Below are 21,538 nucleotides of genomic sequence, written 5' to 3' on the forward strand. Positions count from 1 at the left end.
TATGGCGAAAAGAGACTATTACGAAATATTGGGGGTCGCAAAAAATGCAACTCCAGAGGAAATAAAAAAAGCCTATAGAAAGCTGGCGATACAATTTCACCCGGATAAAAATCCGGATAATCCTGAAGCGGAAGACAAATTCAAGGAGGCTGCCGAGGCTTATGAGGTTTTGAGCAATCAGGAAAAACGTCAAAGGTATGACCAGTTCGGTCACCAGGGAGTTGGTGGAAATGGTGGCTTTGGTGGTGGAGGGATGAATATGGAAGACATATTCTCCCAATTTGGAGACATCTTTGGCGGTGGCGGAGGTGGAGGATTTGAGTCGTTTTTTGGTGGCGGAGGAAGAGGTAGAAGGACCAAGAAGGGAACCAACCTTCGGGTGAAGCTGAAGTTGAACCTAAAGGAGGTGGCCAATGGTGTTGAAAAGAAAATAAAAGTAAAGCGTCATGTATTGGCGGATGGTGTTACTTTCACTACATGTAGGACTTGTCAAGGTACAGGTCAGGTGAAAAAAGTGGTGAATACCATGTTGGGACAAATGGTGTCGGCAAGTACGTGTCCTGCATGTGGTGGAAATGGTCAAATCATTGACAAAAAACCCGCAGAGGCAGATGCGCGTGGCTTGGTGTTGAAAGAAGAAGTGATTGCCATCAATATTCCTGGTGGAGTTGCCGATGGGATGCAGCTAAGTATGTCCGGAAAGGGCAACGAAACAGCTGGAGGTATTGCCGGCGATTTATTGATTGTCATTGAAGAGATTGAAGATGAAATACTTCAAAGAGATGGCAACAATGTCGTTTATGATCTTTATGTAAGTTTTGTTGATGCGGCTTTGGGTGCACAAGTGGAAGTCCCAACGATAGATGGTAAGGTGAAGATTAAAATCGATGCTGGAACCCAAAGTGGAAAGATGCTCCGACTCAAAGGGAAGGGTGTCAAAGATATCAATGGTTATGGAAAAGGAGATCAGCTGATTCATGTCAATGTATGGACACCGAAGCAATTGAGCAAGGAAGAAAAGCAGGCACTTGAGGGCTTGAGGGATTCCGAAAATTTCAAACCTGACCCGGGGAATTCTGAAAAGAGTTTCTTTGATAAGATGAAAGAATTTTTCTAAAATTGGGGCTGGAAATTTTTCCAGCCTTTTTTTTTGCCCAAAAAAAAACCTTTTCCAAATATCGCCGTAATTTACCCGTATGTTGAGAGGATTGTGTTTTGTGATTTGTTTGGTTTTTGGAGTAGAATTACCTTCAATTGCCCAGATAAATAAAGTTTTCAAAATTGAAGAAAGGAAAGGTTATAATTTGGTGCATGTTGATTTCAATGTGTATAAGGGGATCACTGAACTTAAGAGAAACCATGGTGATCTGCCGTTGCATATCAGTTCCTCACTTTCTAAAGTCAATATACTGCCTACTTTTTCCCATGAGATCAATGATGGGGTTTTGTCAGCACATCTGATCCATAGGAATGTGGAGTCGGAGACCTTGGGAAAAAGTCTTTCCTACAAACTGTTTTCAAGTGATTCCGAAAACTTTGACCATAAATGGGATGTAGGTTTGAGTTCAAACCACCTGTATGATCTTGATCTCTATTTTGGTATAGGAAAGGCTGATTTGGATTTTTCATACATACCTATTTCCAATTGTAAAATCAAGTCGGCCAGTGCTGATATCAAGCTGGATTTCAGCAAAAAAGTAGCTAACTCTGTGACTATGGACACGATGATGGTGTCGATCAATATGGGGAGCTTGGATGCTATGAATCTCAATTATGCAAATGCTGAGCATATGATTTTTGAGATCAATTATGGGACATTGAATCTCTCCTTTTCCGATAATATCCTGCATGATGTCAAAGTGTCTGCCGTCGTGGGGGCAGGGAAAGTAAACCTCACCTTGCCTGACCAGTCACAGCCATACAAGTTGAAGATCATTTCAACAGCAATGTGTAGGACTTATATGCCCAAATACTTGAAGGATATAGGGAACAAAACCTATGTAAGTAAAAGCTATAAAGAAGATGCTCCTGACTTGATGGAACTCACAATCGATGTTTCTGTAGGTTCTGTTACAGTAAAGTAGATTTTGTTTGTGCAAATTGTTACTTTTAGGAAATGCCATATCAGTGAATATTTTAGAAATCAATCGCCTTAACAAAACCTACGAAAACCACACTGCCCTTCAGGGTATTGATCTCAATATTCCCAAAGGGTCTATTTTTGGATTGTTGGGCCCGAATGGTGCAGGCAAAACCACATTGATACGGATCATCAACCAGATCATAGATGGCGATGAGGGTGAAATTCTCTTTAAAAATGAGGTTCTGCAGCCAAAGCATATCCCATTTATAGGGTATTTGCCTGAAGAAAGGGGGCTTTACAAGAAAATGCAGGTTTGGGACCAGTTGATTTATTTTGCACGACTAAAAGGGATGCCTCGTCTAGAAGCGAAGGAAAAAGTGAATTATTGGCTTGACAAAATGGAGATAAGCACATGGAAGGAAAAGAAAATAGAAGACCTTTCCAAAGGCATGGCCCAAAAAATACAATTTATAGCCACTGTTATCCATGAACCAGAGCTTCTGATTCTGGATGAGCCATTTTCAGGTTTTGATCCTGTCAATGCCGAATTGATCAAAAATGAAATACTGGAGCTGAACAAGAAAGGGATCACCATCGTCCTTTCCACCCACAGAATGGAGTCAGTGGAGCTTCTATGTAACCATATAGCCATGATCCACCAGTCGAAGTTGGTGCTGAGGGGAAGTCTGAAAGAAGTCAAAAAGCAATATAGAAACAAGGTCTACAAGGTAATATTGGAACCAAATGATCCTGCTGGGCTGCCTGCCGAATGGGTGGTGGCTTCCGTTGATGGCCAATATACTCTAGAAATCCCCCTGGAATCCAAAAAGCCAAACCAATTACTGAACGAAATGATTGCATTGGGCGAAGTGCACGGCTTTTCGGAAATCATTCCTACGATGGAAGAGATTTTTATCCAACAAATCAAATCCAATTGATATGAATAAAGTCTTTCTTGTTATCCAAAGAGAATATTTGGCTCGGGTGAAAAAGAAGTCATTTTTGCTGGCAACCATTTTGACACCTTTGATTTTCCCGACTGTGATGGGGGTTTTTCTGTGGATAGCCGTTGGCGAAGAAAGTGGTGCTTCCCTGAGGATAGTAGAAGTAGTGGATGAAAACAATCTTTTTTTTCTGGAAAGCAGGGATCAATATGCTTTTTCATTCTCCAATGTGGATGTTGAAGAAGGGAAACGTCAGGTGCAGACGGGAGAGCGGTATGGTTTTCTGTATATTCCAAAAATAGAGCTTGAGAGCCCCACTGGAATCATTTATTACGGAGAAAGTAATCCAAGTATGAATTTTATAGCCACTTTGGAATCTAGCCTGAAAAGAAGGGTGGAGGAACAAAGGATGATGGAGTCAGGGATTGATCCCAAAGTCTTGGAAGCCTACAGGACAAGTGTAAGCATTCAGGCCATTACTTTGGATAATTCAGGGAAGGAGAAAGTGACAGATGCGACAGTGAATTATGGTATTGGGTTTTTTACAGGGATATTGATCTATATTTTCATTTTTGTCTATGGCAACCAGATCATGCAGGGAGTGATTGAGGAAAAGTCCAGCAGGATCATAGAGATTTTGGTTTCCTCCATCAAGCCTTTTCAATTGATGTTGGGCAAGATTGTCGGGATTGGGGCAGTTGGGCTGACCCAGTTTCTGATTTGGTTGATGTTGATTGCAGGGGTATCAAGTATTGTGGTGGGCTATTTTGGAATGCAAATGCCCCAGCAGACAGCAATGGAGATGGCAAGTCCAGCAGCGATGGGGGATTTTGTACAGAATGGGAATGATTTTTCCCAAATGATGGAAATTGTAAGCGGGATTGATTTTGTAAAGATTGCCTTGACCTTTGTCTTTTATTTTATCGGAGGTTACTTGTTGTATGGTTCATTCTTCGCTGCCATTGGGGCTGCGGTAGATACTCCTTCAGATGCACAGCAATTTATGCTTCCAGTGACCATCCCCCTGTTGATTGCCTATCTTGGATTGTTTGTATTTGTATTGGATGACCCAAACAGCAATGTGTCATTTTGGCTTTCTATTATCCCTTTTACCTCACCGATTGCGATGATGGGAAGAGCGAGTTATGGAGTTCCTTTCTATGATTTGGCATTGTCAATGTCCCTTTTGATCGTGGGGTTTCTAGGGACTACATGGGTAGCCGGAAAGATTTATAAAATAGGGATCTTGATGCACGGAAGTAAAGTGGGTTACAAGACTTTGTGGAAATGGATAAAAATGGATTGAAACGAATAAACCCAGCAATTGCTGGGCTTATTCGTTTCAATGAAAATTGATCTATGGGCTGTTATTTCAAATATGCAGAAAGCATCCAAACGACTTTCTCTTTTCCTGTAATGTACCCGCTCATCAAATCGACAGTACCTTCGTCATTTTGCTCGGAAGCAGCGTCAAGCACCTCTCTTTCAAGTCTCAATAACACATTCAGGTTTTCCCTTACTGTTTCAACCATTTTCTTGGCATCAGAGATTTCCTTTGCCTCTTTGATTTCAGAATGCTTGATGTATTCCTCAAAAGATGAAAGCGGTCTTTCCCCTAATGTCAAAATCCTCTCGGCCGTCTCATCAATCCCCAAATTTGCCTCATTGTAAAGCTCTTCAAACTTTGCGTGCAATTCAAAGAAATTTGGACCAGAGACATTCCAATGAAAGTTTCTTAAATTTTGATAATAAATCTCATAGTTTGCCAATAGGCTATTCAATTTTTTAACTAATTTTTTACTGTCTTTTATTTCCAATCCTATGTCGTTTGTGCTCATTTTGTTATATTTTTGGTTTCTTACTATACCTTTACTACATCTTAGGAACAAATATAACGCCATAATCAATCAAAGTAAATTTTGTAAGATTGATAATATCTATCGATATATTGAGTTCTCTATAATGTTACGCCCAAATTCAATTAGAGTTACAAAATGAAGAACACCCTTCAAGAGTTTACCACCTTGGATTTTTATCAAAATAAAAGTAGAATCAAATGGTTGATTTTTATCTGTTCAGTAGTGATCAGTTTTGGATCTATTTACTACACCAACAATTTGGTGGAGGAGCTCAAGGAGCGGGAAAAAAGGCAGATTGAACTTTTGGCAAGAGCCCTGGAATACGCTTCGATCTATACTGACAATTTGACGTTTATCAACCAGGAGATTATCCAGCAAAACAATTCTATCCCATTGATTATCATGGATGAATATGGGAATCCAGGGGAGTTTAAAAATATCAAATTTGCCAAAAAAGCAACAGAGGAAGATAAGCTGAACGTGCTGAAGGCAGAACTCCAAAAAATGAAAGAAGAATACGAGCCTATCCAAATGGAAAATGGTTCTTTTATCTTCTATAGGAATTCCGTTTTGCTTACATCTTTGAGATACTACCCTTATGTGCAATTGGCAGTGATTATTGTTTTTGGGATATTGGCCTATGCAGTTTTCAACCAATCAAAGATCGCAGAGCAAAACCAGGTATGGGCTGGTTTGACCAAGGAAACAGCACATCAGTTGGGGACACCCATCGCTTCATTGATGGCATGGATAGATTATTTGAAAAATTCCCCAGTTTGGGAAGAAAACAAGGAGGTAATCCAAGAAATGGATAAAGATGTAGTCAAACTGCGGATGGTGACTGAGAGGTTTAGTTCCATTGGTAGCAAGCCTGTGATCGTATCCGAAAATGTATTTACGGTAGTAGATGACGCCATTACCTATCTCAGGCCTAGGATCTCCAGCAAAGTAGAAATGACCGTGAATGGCTACGCCAGGGATATTGAAGCCATGATCAATAAGCCCCTCTTCGAATGGGTAATAGAGAATATCTGTAAAAATGCAGTGGATGCCATGAAAGGACAGGGCATAATATCCATCGATATTGTCAAGGAGAGTGAGCAGTATGTGATTGTCGACATCACTGACAATGGAAAGGGAATGGAAAAAAGCATGTACAGAAAAGTGTTCAACCCGGGGTTTTCCACCCGAAAACGGGGTTGGGGCCTTGGATTGACATTGGCGAAGCGGATTATTGAGGGATACCATCAGGGGAAGGTCTTTGTGAAAAGTTCCGAAGTTGGCAAAGGAACAACATTCAGGATTGTCCTCAATGGGGTAAAAGAGCAAATGAATGAAAAAGCAAAAGAGGATTTTTTCAGTTTTTGATAAATAAAAAAGGCTTCGAAGAAGCCCAGATAAAAGATAAAACAGTCAAAGACTGTCAAATCTTTCCATTTATTAAACCTTACAGCGACTAAGGTACTATTCTCAACCGATTTATCAAAATTTTCATGGCCAACTGTCGAGGGTTAGTAATCAATTTCTTGATTCTAGTATCTTGCGTCTCATAGCTGATTCCTTAACCTCAAACCTTATCCCTCTTATCCGATCCACCTAAAAGAACCAGAATTTGCTTAGTTGATATTGATGAAACTGGCAATTCCCAATCTTACTCCGCCTCTTTCGAAACTGCTGTTCTCAAATCCAGCGCCCATTTCAAGCCTGAAAATCCTGAAAAGATTATCCAAAGAATAACCGACTTCCCAATAATGTGGGGAATTGGCTGTTTTGAGGTAGTTCAAGAAGATGTTTTCCCTAAGACCTGAGAATCGCAACATTGGCAATTGCGTCAGCAAAAACTTCCTGAACTGATAGTGGACTATCCCGCTGACATAATCAGACTGGGAGCTATACCTATAGTAATCCATAAACCGATAATTGGATGCTACCCCCATGTTGGCAAAGATTGTCCTGTTTCCCCCAAAATGCTTGTAGTCCTGAAAATATACCCGATTGTTGTTCAGAAATGTGCCAGCCCGAAGGTTGAAGTCAAGTTTACCGCTTACACCAAAGTTGAAATAGTGTTCCAAGCCTAACTCAGCCAAATCAAAATCCGCCTGGTTTTGTGTGCTGCCCGCTTTGATCCCCTTTGTGTATGCAAATTTCACCAATGGGGCAGAACTGTAAATAGGATATTTTCTGCCGTTTTGGACACCATATTTCACCCCAGGCCGCCAGTCTAAACCTGTATGCCATATGATTGCCCGGTGATCGTCGAATGCATAGGGACTGGACTCTACATTTTCCGGGATATTTTCAGTGTATTCTCTTTCCGACTTATTGTAGAGACTGTAATTGCTGTTGTTTTCCAATGTTCTTCTTTTGGCAAATGTCATATTCGACCTATAAGTAACAGCATCATTCTTTCTATTTGCAAAATACAGAGTCGCAAAATCCTGTTCATACAATTTCATGTAGTTTTGCCGTAGTAAAATCGAATACAATGCATTGACATGCTCATTGATTGGGTTGTCGGTATTGTATTGGAAAATGTAAGAGCCTCCTTTTAGTCCCAATGTGTAGCCAGGCCTTCCTTTTGTGACAGAATGCCGAATATCTATCGCACCATAAACCTGCTTGCTTGAAAAACCATAGCGTACTTCAGGTTCAAAGTTCCAAGACTTCACATGGTTGGTGACACTATCTGCCATTTTGGTACTTTTTTGTATTCTGTAAAAACCAGCTAGCCCCACTTTGTATCCCTCTACAGTATTGAATGAAAATTTGGAAACATTCGACTTAAAGCCAGCAGATCTACCTTTTCCGAAGTGATAGCTTCCTCCTGAGAGGATGTCCCCTGGGTTGAATTTTCTTTTGGCTTTTTGGATAGTGCTATCGTTATCGCTTTTTTTGGCAGCTTCTACTACGGCGACACTGTCATCCCTTTGGTAGCCTTTGATTTCGGCCTCCGTGAGCTTAACTGGTCTGATGCTGTCCCAATAGCTCAAATCTCTCTTTTTGGCCAAGCTGTCCACCTTGTAACTTCTATCGGATATGACCTCTACATTTTCCCGTTCCTTTTCCGCTTCTTTTTCATATTCGTTGATGAGTTTTCTGAAATCCTTCCGGGTCATTTTGTCTGCTTGGGCCATTTGGTCTATGGCAGACAGGTTTTTGTCAAAAGTGTTCCGCTCTTGGGGAATGCTTTCGATTTTTTCATCAATGATGGTAGTTTCTACTACCAGATCAGGGTTGAGCTGCACTTTGTAATCCCTTGTCGAAGCGAGGTATTTATATTCTCCCGCAAAACCAAAAAACTTACCTCCAAAAGTGTAAGTATGTGTCGTGGGCATCCAGACATTTTCAGCTACCTCAGCATACAGTTGTCTGGCATTGATATCAAATCCAAGCAAAGATGTTTTTAGATCTAGGCTGTGGATAGCCCAAAGGTCTTCGATAATGTGGATATAACCTTCGAAAACCCGTTCTCCCTTAGATCTTGGGGTTACTCTGATTTTATTGATGGTTTTGCCATTTTCTATGAAAGAACCTTCAAATCGGAACTTGTAATAGGCAAAAGCCGATGGTGCCAACGGGGAGATTGCCTCATTGATTTTTTCGTTGTAAAAACTTGTAGCCAAATATGGTGCTGGGGAAGTTTGGTTGTTGTCCCCATTGGTTCTGATGCTGATTACCTTTTCTTCAACGGTGTTGGGTTGCTTGAAACTGATCTCAGAGACGGATTCAGTTGTGTAGGCTTCATTCAGCTTCATACCTTCTTTTTCCAGTTTCTTTTTGATAAAAAATGGAGCATTGGTGAGTTGGCCTGTACCTTTCAGATAGACCATCATACTGTATTCCTGTACTTGTAGCCGATGGTATTTTGCTTTTGAAATGGCTTTTCGCATGACCGTCAATGCTGGGTCTTCTGCTTTACTGTTTATGGTGACTTCTTGTAATGCATAGGTTTGCTGTGCTAGTTCAAAGTTCAGCTCGACCCATTCATTTTCTATTTGTACAGTCTGCAGTACCGAAGCATAACCCAAATATTGCACCACTACATCGTAGTATCCGGGTTTGAGTTTGTATTCGTATTCCCCATTTTGGTTTGTAGGTACGCCATCGGAAAGATTTCTGATATAAACTGATGCATAGGCAAGTGACTCTCCTAAGTCCGAGATGACTTTGCCACGGATACCTTGGGCGGAAGCATTGTGGAAAAGACATAGAAACAGAAAAAATAGAAGTGATTTTTGTGTATTTTTTGTTTTCATATTCAGACTGGGATAGTGCTTGGAAAAAGCAAAACAATATAGTCAAACGGCATCCCAATGCCTTAAGTTTTGATAAAAATTAACATTTTAGTAAGAGCGGAGTGATTGGGTTATGATTTCAAATTTGTTGGTTTTTTGTTATATGATTTTTTTGATTTTGAGTATTGCCGATTAATATTTTGTGTAATTCGTTTTTAATTGATTTTTGGTATAGATTCCATAATTTAGAAATGGAAATATGGATTTTTTTCACTTTTATAATAAAAACCAAAAATTTTAACTATTCGAAAACTTCAATCGTTTTCCGTTGTCTAATCATCAACAAAACAATCGTTATGTTAATGATTAGTGAAAAATACCATTATTCTGTTAACACTTGGGATTCCAAAAGCCTTTGTATGCATTTGTTAAAAATTGCAAAATTAAAATTAAACGTCCAACTTGGATGTGAAATTAACTATTAAACCGAAAACCGTTTTTTTCAAAACAATTAACCCTATGAGAAATTATTTACAGAAAATTAAAGTGTTTCTGATGGTTACGACGCTGCTCTTCGCAGCTGTAATTACAGCAAATGCACAAAACAGGGAGGTTTCAGGAACAGTTCTGGATAAAACCATGGGCGATCCCCTTCCCGGAGTAACAGTCTTGGTCAAAGGAACGACCAGAGGTACCAACACAGATTTGGATGGGAGATATTCAATATCATTACAGCCAGGAGATCAGGTATTGGTATTTTCATTTGTAGGCTTTAGCCCTCAGGAAATCACAGTAGGTAACCAAAGTGTAATCAATGTAGAGCTTGATGAAGATATTCAATCACTTCAGGAAGCAGTTGTAATTGGTTATGGTACGCAGGACAAAAAGGAGATCACAAGTTCTGTCGCCAGTGTTGGTACTGAAGGGTTCAACAAAGGTAACTTTCCAAATCCCCAGTCATTGCTGACTGGTAAGGTGGCAGGTTTGAATATCTCTACGCCGGGAGGTTCTCCAAATGCACAGCCTACCGTAAGGTTGAGGGGGATCTCTTCATTTGGGGCAAACTCAGCACCCTTGGTTGTATTGGATGGTGTTATCGGTGCTTCAATTGATGCGGTAGATCCCAATGATATCGAATCAATCGATGTATTGAAAGATGCTTCTGCCGCGGCCATTTATGGCACAAGGGGTGCAGCAGGTGTGATTTTGATCACCACCAAAAAAGGAAGCTCCAAAAAAGGGTTTTCCAATGTGACCATCAATACCTTTGGAACTGCAGAACAGGCTACAGGATTGATTCCAGTATTGTCTCCTGACGAATTCAGGGCTAGAAGACCTGAAACAGCTGATTTTGGCCATAATACCAATTGGAGGGATGAAATTCTTAGAACAGCTTTGAATGGGACTACGAATGCATCACTTTCAGGTGGATTTGAAAACACTACTTATTTTGCATCAGTTAACTATAGGAGTAATCAAGGCGTGGTGAAAAACTCTGATAGGGAGACTTTGAATACCAGATTGAACTTGTCGCATGGAGCATTGAACAACAGGTTGAGGATGAACCTGAATTTGGCATTTACAAATACAGAGGCCAATGATATTCCTGGAGAAGCATTACTCTATGCAACAATATTAAATCCCACCATGCCAATATATAGCACCGACCCCAACAGCAGTTTTGGTGGGTATTTTAGACCTTCAGGTTTTGACAATAACAACCCAGTATCATTAATTAACGAAAGGTCCAACCAAACTAAGGTTAGAAATGCATTGTACTCATACAGAGCTGAATATGACATTACAGATGATTTGATTGTTTCTGCTCAGTTTTCGCAGGATGTATTGAACACCTTGAATGGCCAGTATAGTTCGAGACAAGACGGAGCACCAGGGGGTGGCGGTGCGAACAACGGTATCGCACAGCAAAATACATATGATAGAACAAACACCATTATTTCAGGAAACTTAAGATATGAGACCGAAATATTTGATGGGATGAATATGTCGCTTTTAGGTGGTGTAGAAACGCAGTTGTTTTCTGAAAGAGGATTTGGAGTTCAGGCAAGGCAGTTTTTGTATAATCAAAGTTGGAACAACCTAGGTGCGGCTGGTATAAGGTTTGGTGAAAATACCAACCTATACAGTAATGCAAGCAAATCAACTTTGAACTCTGTTTTTGGGAGGGCTAATTTCAACTTTAGAAATATTTATTTCTTCTCCGCAACAGTTAGGGCAGAAACCTATTCAGGTTTTGGGAGAGAAAATCAAACAGGGTATTTCCCTGCATTCTCTGCGGGTGTTGATTTAACCCAGATTTTCGATATGGGACCTTTCAGTCAATTCAAATTAAGAAGTTCATTTGGTATTGTCGGTCAGTTGCCTCCATCCCCAACCTTGGCAATTGGTGTATACGGAAATGGTAATAGAATTCAACTGGATCCAGAAGATCTAAATTCAGCATGGGTCGCACCCAGACAATTGAACAATCCTAACCAGTTTCTCCAATGGGAAACCACTCGTGAGTTGACATTTGGATTGGATTATGCATTGTTTAATGGGAAAATCACCGGTAGTATGGATTACTACAGAAGGAATATCCAAGACTTATTGTTCGAAGTGGGTGTAAATGTTGGGCAGCCAAATCCATTCAATCCTAGGGCAGACCAACCAGGTCAATTCTTCCCCTATACGGCAAATACCATCTGGGCTAACATTGCAGGATTAAATAGTGCTGGTTTTGAGTTCTTGATGACAGCCAATGATATCAATTTAGGAGGAGGTGTAACTTGGACGCCAACAGCAATTTTTACAATTTACAAAAGAGCTAGAATCCAAGATATTGGTGCTGGTGGATTGACTCTTCCTGAAATCAGAAGAGGTGTTCCAGGGGCTCCTGGTGTGAATAATGCACAAGTGATCAGAAACATCGAAGGTGAAAGGGTAGGAGATATTTATGGACCAAGATTGGAAGGTATTCTTGAAAATGGCACAACAATATTATCGACAACAAGCCCTAATGAATTTGAAAGATTGGGCAATGCATTGCCTACAGGTGATTTTGGGTTCACGAACCAGTTCAACTATAAAAACTGGGATATGAATTTTTTGTTGAGAGGATCTTGGGGACATCAGATGTTGAATTCATTTAGGTTGTTCTACGAAGGAGATGGTAACGCCACCTGGAATTCTGTAATCACTAAAAACACACCGACCAATCCAGTGATATCCAATGCTCCAGAACAGATTTCTGATTTCTATATTGAAAAGGGAGACTTTGTGAGATTGGATAATTTGCAGTTTGGTTACAATGTTCCGACCAAATCTAGTGCAATTTCTAATTTGAGATTTTATGCAGGTGTTCAAAACCTATTTACAATCTCAAATTTCACTGGTGTGGATCCTGAGGTGAGATGGGTAGACACATTAGATCCACTCAACCCCGATCAATTGGCACCTGGAATAGAGAGAAGAAGTACCTACTTTATTCCAAGAATTTGGACTACAGGATTAACAATAACCTTTAAATAACATAAACTGATTTATATATGTTACGATCAATAAAAACATTATGTGTAGGAGGGCTTGCAGCATTGACGATGGTGTCTTGCGAGTTGGAGCAGGAAGTATTGACAGGGGTGACTCAGGATAGGCTGATCAATGAAGCCCCACCAGAACTTGCTGAGGTATTGAAGCAATCAGCTTACAGCAGATTGATGGGAGATGGGAGCTGGGGAGGCCATGGTGGTCTTTACAGTTATCAAGAGATCACCTCTGATGAGATCGCAATCCCTGTGAAGGGAGGTGATTGGAATGACGGAGGTCTCTGGGTAAGGGCACATAGACATACCTGGAATGTGGATGATACTGAATTAAACGGTGTATGGGATGTCCCTTTTAGGGTAATTGCAGAAGCAAATGCATTGATTCAACAATTCCCAGATATTGAAGAACTCACTGGGGAAATGAAAGTCCTAAGAGCTTTTTGTTATTTGGTATTGCTGGATAATTTTGGAGGAGGGGTTCCATTGGTGATCGAAACAACTTCTGATCCAAACCCTCCAAGCTCTTCTAGAGAAGAATTGTTCAACTTTATCGAGACAAGTGTTTTGGAAAATGTTGAAACATTGACAAGAGATAATAGAAGGATAAACTTCAACTATTGGTCTGCGCACATGATTTTGGCAAAATTGTATATGAATGCAGAAGTGTATATTGGTCAACCAAAATGGGCTGAAGCGAATACGGTACTTGATCTTATCATCAATGAAGGGCCTTATAGCTTGGCACCAAACTATTTTGCAAACTTTGCGACAGCCAATGCTAACTCTGTAGAGAACATGTTTACACTTCCATACGATGCCAACAATGCAGGGGGCTTCAATATTCACCACATGACATTGCATTATGAGTCGCAAAAAACCTTCGACCTGGTGGATCAGCCATGGAATGGCTATGCTGCTTTGGAGGATTTCTACAACAGCTATAGTGAAGGAGATTTGAGGAAAGATAATTTCTTGGTTGGTTTACAGTTTGATTTAGATGGAGTTACCCCCCTCAGGGATGATGCGGGTTTTGATGGGGATCCTGATGGTCCTGAGGTGAATTTTACCCCTGAGATCAACGAATTGGAGCCTGTTGCCTTTAGACAGGCTGGTGCAAGAGTCAATAAATTTGAAATTGCCATAGGTGCGCAGCCTGATTTGAATAATGATTTTCCTGTATTCAGATATGCAGATGTTATTTTACTGAAAGCAGAAGTACTTTTGAGACAAGGAAATGCAGCGGGAGGCTTGGAGTATGTAAACCAGGTAAGAGCCAGGGCAAATGTCCCATTGTACACTGAACTGACCATGGATAATTTGTTGGCAGAAAGAGGTAGGGAATTGTTTGCAGAAGGATGGAGAAGATCTGATTTGATCCGTTTCAATAGGTTTGGTTCTCCATGGTGGGAAAAGCCAAGCTCCCCTGCTACAAGACAAATATTCCCTGTTCCTTTGAGAAAGATTCAGGGGAATGTGAGATTGACCCAGAATCCTGGATATTAATTTTCATAATCTATATACTTTAAAAAGAAGTGTGCACATGCGCACTTCTTTTTAATTATAAGCGAGTACATTTATCCACCCACCAAAGGTACATTGGTAAATAATACAATTGATGTCAGTGAGGACTACCATAACCCAATTTAATTTCTTGATCCTTTTTTTCTTTTTTTCTTGTACAGAAAAAAAGGAAGGAATATTACTTTTTGAGTTGTTGGACAAGTCGTATACTGGGATAGATTTTAATAATGAATTAAGCTACACAGAACAACTCAATCCTTATACTTTCAGGAATTTTTATAATGGTGGTGGTGTCGCTTTAGGGGATATCAACAATGATGGATTGATAGATGTTTTTTTTACTGGGAATCAGATTGGGAATAAGTTGTATCTGAATAAAGGCAATTTTCAGTTTGAGGATATTACAGAAATTGCAGGCTTGGCTGTACCGGGGATTTGGTCTACGGGTGTCAGTATGGCGGATGTAAACGGAGATGGGTTCTTGGATATTTACATTTGCAAATCAGGGCCACTCGGTGGAAGGCAAAGGCACAATGAACTTTTTATAAACAATGGAGACATGACTTTCACGGAAATGTCCCATGAATATGGAATAGCAGACGAGGGTTTGTCCCAACATGCAGTTTTTTTTGATTATGACAAAGATGGTGACCTTGATATGTACCTGCTCAACAACTCAGCAAGGTCAGTAGGAATCAATGACCTGAGAACCGGACAGAGAGATGTAAGAGATCCATCTGGAGGGAATAAGCTGTACCGCAATGACAATGGTAAATTTGTAGATGTCAGTGAAGAAGCTGGGATTTACGGGAGTTCGATAGGATATGGTCTAGGGGTGACAGTGGCAGATGTTAATAGGGATGGATGGCCTGACCTTTATGTGTCCAATGATTTTTTTGAGAAAGATTATCTATACCTCAACAATGGTGATGGGACATTTACAGAGAGCTTGGAAAGCATGATGACAGAGATCAGCATGGGGTCAATGGGTGCTGATATTGCAGATCTGGATAACAATGGCTGGCCTGATATCTTCGTGACAGAAATGCTTCCCTCCGACTTGGAGCGAATAAAGACCAAAACCCCTTTTGAAGAATGGGACAAGTATCAGGCGAATGTAAAAGCAGGCTATTTCCATCAGTTCACAAGAAACACCCTTCAAAGAAATATGGGATATAAACCTGGCTCCAGCGAAGTCCATTTCGTTGAAGTAGCAAGGCAATCAGATGTGCATGCGACAGACTGGAGTTGGGGAGCCTTGATTTTTGATGTGGACAATGATGGCTTTCGGGATATCTTTGTGGCCAATGGCATTGTGAAGGATTTGACGGATTTTGATTATGTAGATTATTATGTGAACAACCGGAATTTGATTTCCCAGTACAAAAAGGATTCTGTCCTTTTGACCAAAATGATCGATGAATTCCCATCAGTTCCCCTACAAAATTTTTTGTTTCGGAATAAAGGGGATTTCAGATTTGAGGATATTGCAGCTGCTTCGGGAATGCACCAATTGACTTTTTCCACTGGAGCAGCCTATGCCGATTTGGATAATGATGGGGATTTGGATTTGGTAATCAATAACCTGAATGGTGAAGCTTCCATTTTTAGAAACAACAGTAATTTGATAAATGAAAATAACTACCTTCAAATCGATCTAAAAGGTAATTTCGGTACCAAGGTGTCGGTCTATTCTGGAAGTAAGGCCTTCTACGCTGAACATAACCCGGTGAAAGGGTATATGTCTTCAGTAGATCACCGCATGCATTTTGGATTGGGAAAAATAAATCATATAGACTCAATAGTTATTGATTGGCCGGTTGCGGGACTTTCCATATTGAAAAATGTACAGGTGAATCAATTGCTGTCAGTTTCACCGGAGACAGCGTTGGCTTCAAATCCAAAACCAGCAAATTCAGATGGGGGAATGATTTTTGGCCTTTCCAAGTATCAAATCCCATGGAAGCATCAGGAAAGTGATTATGTGGATTTTGACAGGGATCGTTTGAGATTTCATATGATCAGCAATGAAGGACCGAAAATAGCCGTTGGGGATATTGACGGTGATGGCTTGGATGACCTTGTTTTGCCGGGAGCAAAAGGACAGGCAACTTCCATATGGAAGCAAAGGGAAGAAGGTCGCTTTGTGATGAGTCAAGAATTGTTAGGAGAGGCACTTGCAGAGGATGTGGAAGCGTTGTTGTTTGATGCCAATGGAGATGGTTTTTTGGATCTTTATTTGGCATCGGGGAGTACTGAGTTTGGTTCGAATAACCCGAATTATCAGGATAGACTTTATCTCAATGATGGAAAAGGAAAATTCAGAAAATCTGTAGATCAAATTCCAACGAGATTTGAAAGCACTTCTTTTGTCAAGGCATTTGATCACAATGGAGATGGGCATTTGGATTTATTGGTAGGAGGAAGGGCTATCCCTTTTGCTTACGGATTGCCGATGGATTTGAGATTGCTTGAAAATGATGGACAGGGAAATTTCAAAGATGTCACCAATTCGATAGCTGAAGAGTTTTTGAAAATAGGTATGGTCCGGGATGCGGCAATAGCAGACATTGATGGAGATGGAGAGTCAGAAATCATCGTAGTAGGAGAATGGATGCCGATCAAAGTGTTTAAGAAGGTAAATGGGCGGTATGAAGATCAGTCAGAAAAGCTTGGCTTGGAAAAGACTGCCGGCCTTTGGAATACCATCCATGTATTGGATATCAATAATGATGGGAAACTTGATTTCATAGCGGGAAACATGGGACTCAATACCCGCCTGAAAGCATCGAAGGCAAAACCAATGCGACTGTACGTCAATGATTTTGACCAAAATGGCAGTGTGGAGCAAATCCTTACGCAGTATGAGGGTGATACTTCATTTCCTCTGGTGATGAAAAGTGCCTTGCTCAAGCAATTGCCAAGTCTAAGAAAGCAATTGTTGAATTATGATGCTTATAAGGATAAGACAATGGAGACCTTGTTTTCCAAAGGGATTCTGGAAAGAAGTGTCGTTCATGAAGTGCATACTTTGGCTACCCAACTGTTCATAAACCAAGGAGATGGTACATTTGAATCGTCAAATTTGCCCCATCTGTTACAAAGTTCTCCGGTTTATTCCATATTTTCAGAGAAAAGTGAATCAGGTCATTGGGATCTTCTGATCGCAGGAAACCAATCTAGGATAAAGCCGGAATTGGGGATTAATATGGGTAGTTATGGATGGTTTTTGAGAACCGACAGTGAATATGGTCTGGAATTGATCCCAGCCCAAAAATCTGGGTTTTATATAGAAGGTGAAGTTCGTGATATCAAAAAAATCAAAACAAAGGAAGATTTTAAATACCTGGTGGTAAGAAATAACCAAAGTATTCTTATCCTTGACAGGAAGAAGTAAAAATTGTGTAAAGGGGATCGATATGAAATTGAGATTAATACTATTCATTTTGGGTATTGGACTGCTGTTTTCTTGCAATCGAAAGACAGAGTATGAAAAGGTAAAGCAGAGAGAACTTGAGTCTGGAAAGATTCAGGAGGATATATTTCTGGGATTGAAATTTGGAATGCCTAGAAAAGAGTTTTTTGCGGCTTGTTGGGAGATGAATAAGGAAGGAGTACTGATGCAGGGAGCACATGCTTTGATGGTTCAGTATAAAGCTGAATTTCCTTCTGGAAAAATGGCAAATATGTTTTTTTATCCCAAATTCGAAGAAGGAAAACTATTCTATATGCCAGTGGAATTTCAATATAGAGATTGGTTTCCGACCAATCCTGAGTTCAGTTCGGAGAATTTGGTAATGGATGTTGTCGCATATTTCGAAGGGTTATATGGAGAAGGTTTTTTCAAGGTTGAGGATTCTTCCGGAGCTTTTGCCATGGTGAAAGTGGATGGGAATAGGCTGGTAAGGGTACATATCAAAAGCCTGAGTGCAGTGAGTGTGGATATTTTGGATTTAAGGGTAAGGGACATTAAAGATATTGATTCATGATTGTAAGAAAACATGCAATAGGGATTTTGTTATTGGGACTTGGTCTTCTTTATTCTTGTGACCAGAATGTCCAGCAAAAAAATACTTTATTTGAATCGATCCCTTCGTCAAGTTCTGGAGTGGATTTTAGCAATGACCTCAAATTTGATGAAGCCTTCAATATTTTCACCTATAGGAATTTTTACAATGGCGGCGGAGTCGCTCTGGGGGATGTCAATAATGATGGGCTATTGGATATTTATTTTACTTCCAACCAAGGGGAAAACAAATTGTATCTAAATGAAGGAGATTTCAAATTCAAAGATGTCACTGACCAAGCAGGAGTAGCAGGCACCAGGGCTTGGAGCACAGGTGTGGCCATGGCAGATGTGAATGGAGATGGTTACTTGGATATCTATGTGTGTAATTCCGGTGATTTGGCTGGGGATAACAAGCAGAATGAATTGTATATCAACAATGGTGACGGGACATTTACAGAAATGGCGGAGACTTATGGTTTGGCAGACCAAGGGTATTCTACCCATGCAGTTTTTTTCGATTATGACAATGATGGCGACCTTGATATGTATTTGCTCAATAACAGCTATACAGCTATAGGAAGCTTCAACAAAATGCAAAACGAAAGGCCAAGAAGAGACCCGGTGGGTGGGGATAAATTATTCAGGAATGATGGGGATAAGTTTACAGATGTCAGTGAAGAAGCTGGGATTTATGGAAGTCTGATTGGCTTTGGTTTGGGGATTACTATCGGGGATGTCAATCAAGATGGCTGGATGGATATTTTCATTTCCAACGATTTCTTCGAAAAGGATTATCTCTACATCAACAATCAAGACGGGACTTTTACAGAAAGTTTGGAGTCCTATATGCGCTCTACCAGTGCGGCATCCATGGGTGCGGATATTGCGGATGTCAACAACAATGGGTTTCTGGATATTTTTGTGACAGATATGCTACCCGAATCGCTTGAGCGTCTCAAACAGATCACCACATTCGAAAGTTGGGACAAATTCCAGTTCAATATCCTGCATGGCTACCATTATCAGTACAATAGAAACATGCTCCATATCAACAATGGAGATGGTACTTTCAGTGATATGGGAAGGTTGTCCAATGTAGAGGCTACAGATTGGAGTTGGGCAGCTTTGTTTTTTGACATGGACAATGATGGACTCAAAGATGTGTTTGTCGCCAACGGCATATATCAGGACATTACAGATCTTGATTACCTGAATTTCATTGACAATGAAGAAACCAAGCGCAAGATTATTTCACAGCAAGGTGTAGATTATCGTGCATTGGTCGACCCAATCCCCATCAACCCGGTTTCCAATTATACATTTCGTAACAGGGGGGATTTGGAGTTCACAAATGTGGTTCATGAATGGGGTATGGGAGAGCCAATCCATTCCAATGGGTCCGCATATGGGGATTTGAACAATGATGGGGCACTGGATCTGGTCATCAACAATATCAACAAAGAAGCGATTATCTATAAAAACAGAAGTAGGGAATTTTTCCCCGGAAACAATTACTTACAGATAGAACTGAAAGGCAAGCTTGGAAATACAGCTGCCATTGGAACACAGATTAGGCTGAAATCGGGAGATCGGATTTTCTATCAGGAAAATATGCCAAACAGGGGTTTTCAATCTTCGGTTGATCCGAAAATCACTTTTGGTTTGGGTGCTGTGGACAAACTGGATGAAGTACAGGTAAGGTGGCCGGATGGAAAAGTATCCTTATTGAAAGGGATCACAGCAAATCAGTTGTTGACTTTGACATGGGAAAATGCACAGGAAGTTCCTGAAGGATTTGACTTTTTTGAAAAACCAAGTCCTTCGCTTTTTGAAAAAGTGGAGGAGAAAAATATTCTTGATTTTGTCCATGTTGAAAACCAGTTTGTGGATTTTGACAGGGATAGATTGACTTATCACAAACTTTCTACTGAAGGACCGAAAGCTACATTCGCTGACGTCAATGGAGATGGTTTGGAGGATGTATATTTGGGTGGAGCCAAAGGTTCGGCTGGACAGCTTTTTCTTCAATCTTCCAATGGTACATTTGTTAAATCCAATCAACAGGCCTTTGAATTGGATAAGGTGTCGGAAGATACAGATGCCGTGTTTTTCGATGCCAATGGAAATGGGTTTTTAGACCTTTTGGTGACTTCAGGAAGCAATGAAGCAGCTTTTGGCGTGCCTGAATTGGCAGATAGGCTTTATCTCAACAATGGTAAAGGGGTTTTTTCAAAAGCTGAAAATAGTGGCTTGGAAAGTTTACGCCACAGCACTTCCGTGGTCAAGGTTTTGGATATCAATGGGGATGGGGCGGCAGACATTTTTGTTGGGGGGAGGCTGATTCCATTTGTCTATGGTGTGAATGCCAACAGTTTTATCCTGATCAATGATGGACAGGGGAATTTCAAAGATGCGACAGCAGAATTTGCACCGCAACTCAAAGAGATTGGCTTGGTGACGGATGCAGCATTGGTCGATTATGATGGAGACGGCAGGGAGGATTTGATATTAGTTGGTGACTGGATGGCTCCCACGCTATTCAAAAACACCGGAAAGCAATTGGAGAGAATCGAAATGGCTGAAATGCAGGCTTACAAAGGTTGGTATAGGACAATTGAAGTCGGGGATTTCAACAATGATGGCAAGCCTGATTTTGTCTTGGGCAATCATGGGTTGAACAGCAGGTTTAAGCCTACTGGCGATTCATCAGTAAAAATGTTTGTAAATGACTTCGATCAGAATGGAAGCGTAGAGCAAATCCACACCAAAGAAGTTGGGGGTAGGCATATTCCATATACTTTGAAACATGAACTTGAAAAGCAAATCCCCATTGTCAAGAAAAAATACCTAAAATACAGTAATTATAACAGAGAGAGTATTGAAGATATATTTGGGGCAGAAGCTTTGGCCAATTCCGTGGTGCAGGAATTCAATTACGCGTCTTCCGCGGTGATGATGAATATGGGTGATGGGAAATTTGAAATACATGCCTTGCCTAAAAAAGCCCAAAGATCTTGGATGTATGCAGCATTGGTGACAGACGTGGATGGGGACGGGATTCAGGACATCATCATGGCAGGAAATCTAGCAGGTGCCAAGCCTGAAGTTGGACAATATGACGCCAGTTATGGGGAAGTATTGCTGGGCAAAGGAGATGGGACTTTCCAATATTCTGAAAACAGAGACCATGGACTGAAGCTGGAGGGGGATATCAGGGATTTGCACGAAGTACAAATCAAAGGACAAAGAATGCTGATGGTTGTGAAGAACAACAAAGCTTTGGAATGGTGGAGGTTTTAGTTATCCGTAATTTAGCAATTGAGGGGTTATTTGAAAGTGTAA

At 40.6% G+C, this 21,538-nt stretch carries 12 protein-coding genes; 10 read left to right on the forward strand and 2 right to left on the reverse strand.

The annotated features are described in order from the left end of the window. Position 1 precedes the first annotated feature (1 nt). From dnaJ to ACFSKL_RS00215, 4 genes are all read left to right on the forward strand, one after another. On the forward strand, positions 2-1,117 hold the full coding sequence (gene dnaJ / locus ACFSKL_RS00200; RefSeq protein ID WP_376882179.1) for a molecular chaperone DnaJ: 1,116 nt from the start codon (positions 2-4) through the stop codon (positions 1,115-1,117). 79 nt (positions 1,118-1,196) lie between these two features. Further along, entirely contained in the window at positions 1,197-2,084 is an 888-nt protein-coding gene (locus tag ACFSKL_RS00205) for a hypothetical protein (RefSeq protein ID WP_376882182.1), read from the forward strand. Between the two features lie 43 nt (positions 2,085-2,127). Then, positions 2,128-3,021: an ABC transporter ATP-binding protein gene (locus tag ACFSKL_RS00210; protein ID WP_376882184.1), complete on the forward strand. Its 894-nt coding sequence runs from the start codon at positions 2,128-2,130 to the stop codon at positions 3,019-3,021. Between the two features lies 1 nt (position 3,022). Further along, complete coding sequence (locus tag ACFSKL_RS00215; RefSeq protein ID WP_376882186.1) at positions 3,023-4,333, forward strand: ABC transporter permease; 1,311 nt, start codon at positions 3,023-3,025, stop codon at positions 4,331-4,333. 61 nt (positions 4,334-4,394) lie between these two features. On the opposite strand, the gene ACFSKL_RS00220 is transcribed toward ACFSKL_RS00215, so the two are convergent. Further along, positions 4,395-4,865 carry a Dps family protein gene (locus ACFSKL_RS00220; protein ID WP_376882188.1) on the reverse strand — a complete coding sequence of 157 codons (471 nt, stop codon included), beginning with the start codon at positions 4,863-4,865 and terminating at the stop codon, positions 4,395-4,397. Between the two features lie 156 nt (positions 4,866-5,021). Between ACFSKL_RS00220 and ACFSKL_RS00225 the strand changes: the two genes are divergently transcribed. Beyond that, positions 5,022-6,254, forward strand: a complete 1,233-nt coding sequence (locus ACFSKL_RS00225; protein WP_376882191.1) for a sensor histidine kinase — start codon at positions 5,022-5,024, stop codon at positions 6,252-6,254. 248 nt (positions 6,255-6,502) lie between these two features. Here ACFSKL_RS00225 and ACFSKL_RS00230 read toward each other — a convergent pair whose 3' ends face one another. Next, positions 6,503-9,142 carry a DUF5686 and carboxypeptidase regulatory-like domain-containing protein gene (locus tag ACFSKL_RS00230; protein WP_376882193.1) on the reverse strand — a complete coding sequence of 880 codons (2,640 nt, stop codon included), beginning with the start codon at positions 9,140-9,142 and terminating at the stop codon, positions 6,503-6,505. 498 nt (positions 9,143-9,640) lie between these two features. Here ACFSKL_RS00230 and ACFSKL_RS00235 point away from each other — a divergent pair, with 498 nt between their 5' ends. The 5 genes from ACFSKL_RS00235 (at position 9,641) to ACFSKL_RS00255 (ending at position 21,496) form a co-directional block, all read left to right on the forward strand. Then, on the forward strand, positions 9,641-12,652 hold the full coding sequence (locus ACFSKL_RS00235; RefSeq protein ID WP_376882196.1) for a SusC/RagA family TonB-linked outer membrane protein: 3,012 nt from the start codon (positions 9,641-9,643) through the stop codon (positions 12,650-12,652). 17 nt (positions 12,653-12,669) lie between these two features. Further along, positions 12,670-14,169, forward strand: a complete 1,500-nt coding sequence (locus ACFSKL_RS00240; RefSeq protein ID WP_376882198.1) for a RagB/SusD family nutrient uptake outer membrane protein — start codon at positions 12,670-12,672, stop codon at positions 14,167-14,169. 112 nt (positions 14,170-14,281) lie between these two features. Then, entirely contained in the window at positions 14,282-17,584 is a 3,303-nt protein-coding gene (locus ACFSKL_RS00245) for a VCBS repeat-containing protein (protein WP_376882200.1), read from the forward strand. A 22-nt stretch (positions 17,585-17,606) separates the two neighbouring features. Then, entirely contained in the window at positions 17,607-18,176 is a 570-nt protein-coding gene (locus tag ACFSKL_RS00250) for a hypothetical protein (RefSeq protein ID WP_376882203.1), read from the forward strand. Beyond that, the gene (locus tag ACFSKL_RS00255; protein WP_376882205.1) at positions 18,173-21,496 is read left to right on the forward strand and encodes a VCBS repeat-containing protein; all 3,324 of its coding nucleotides are present in this window, start codon (positions 18,173-18,175) and stop codon (positions 21,494-21,496) included. The genes ACFSKL_RS00250 and ACFSKL_RS00255 overlap by 4 nt, the downstream gene beginning before the upstream one ends. Positions 21,497-21,538 lie beyond the last annotated feature (42 nt).

The organism is Belliella marina, assembly GCF_042682445.1.
Classification (GTDB): domain Bacteria; phylum Bacteroidota; class Bacteroidia; order Cytophagales; family Cyclobacteriaceae; genus Belliella; species Belliella marina.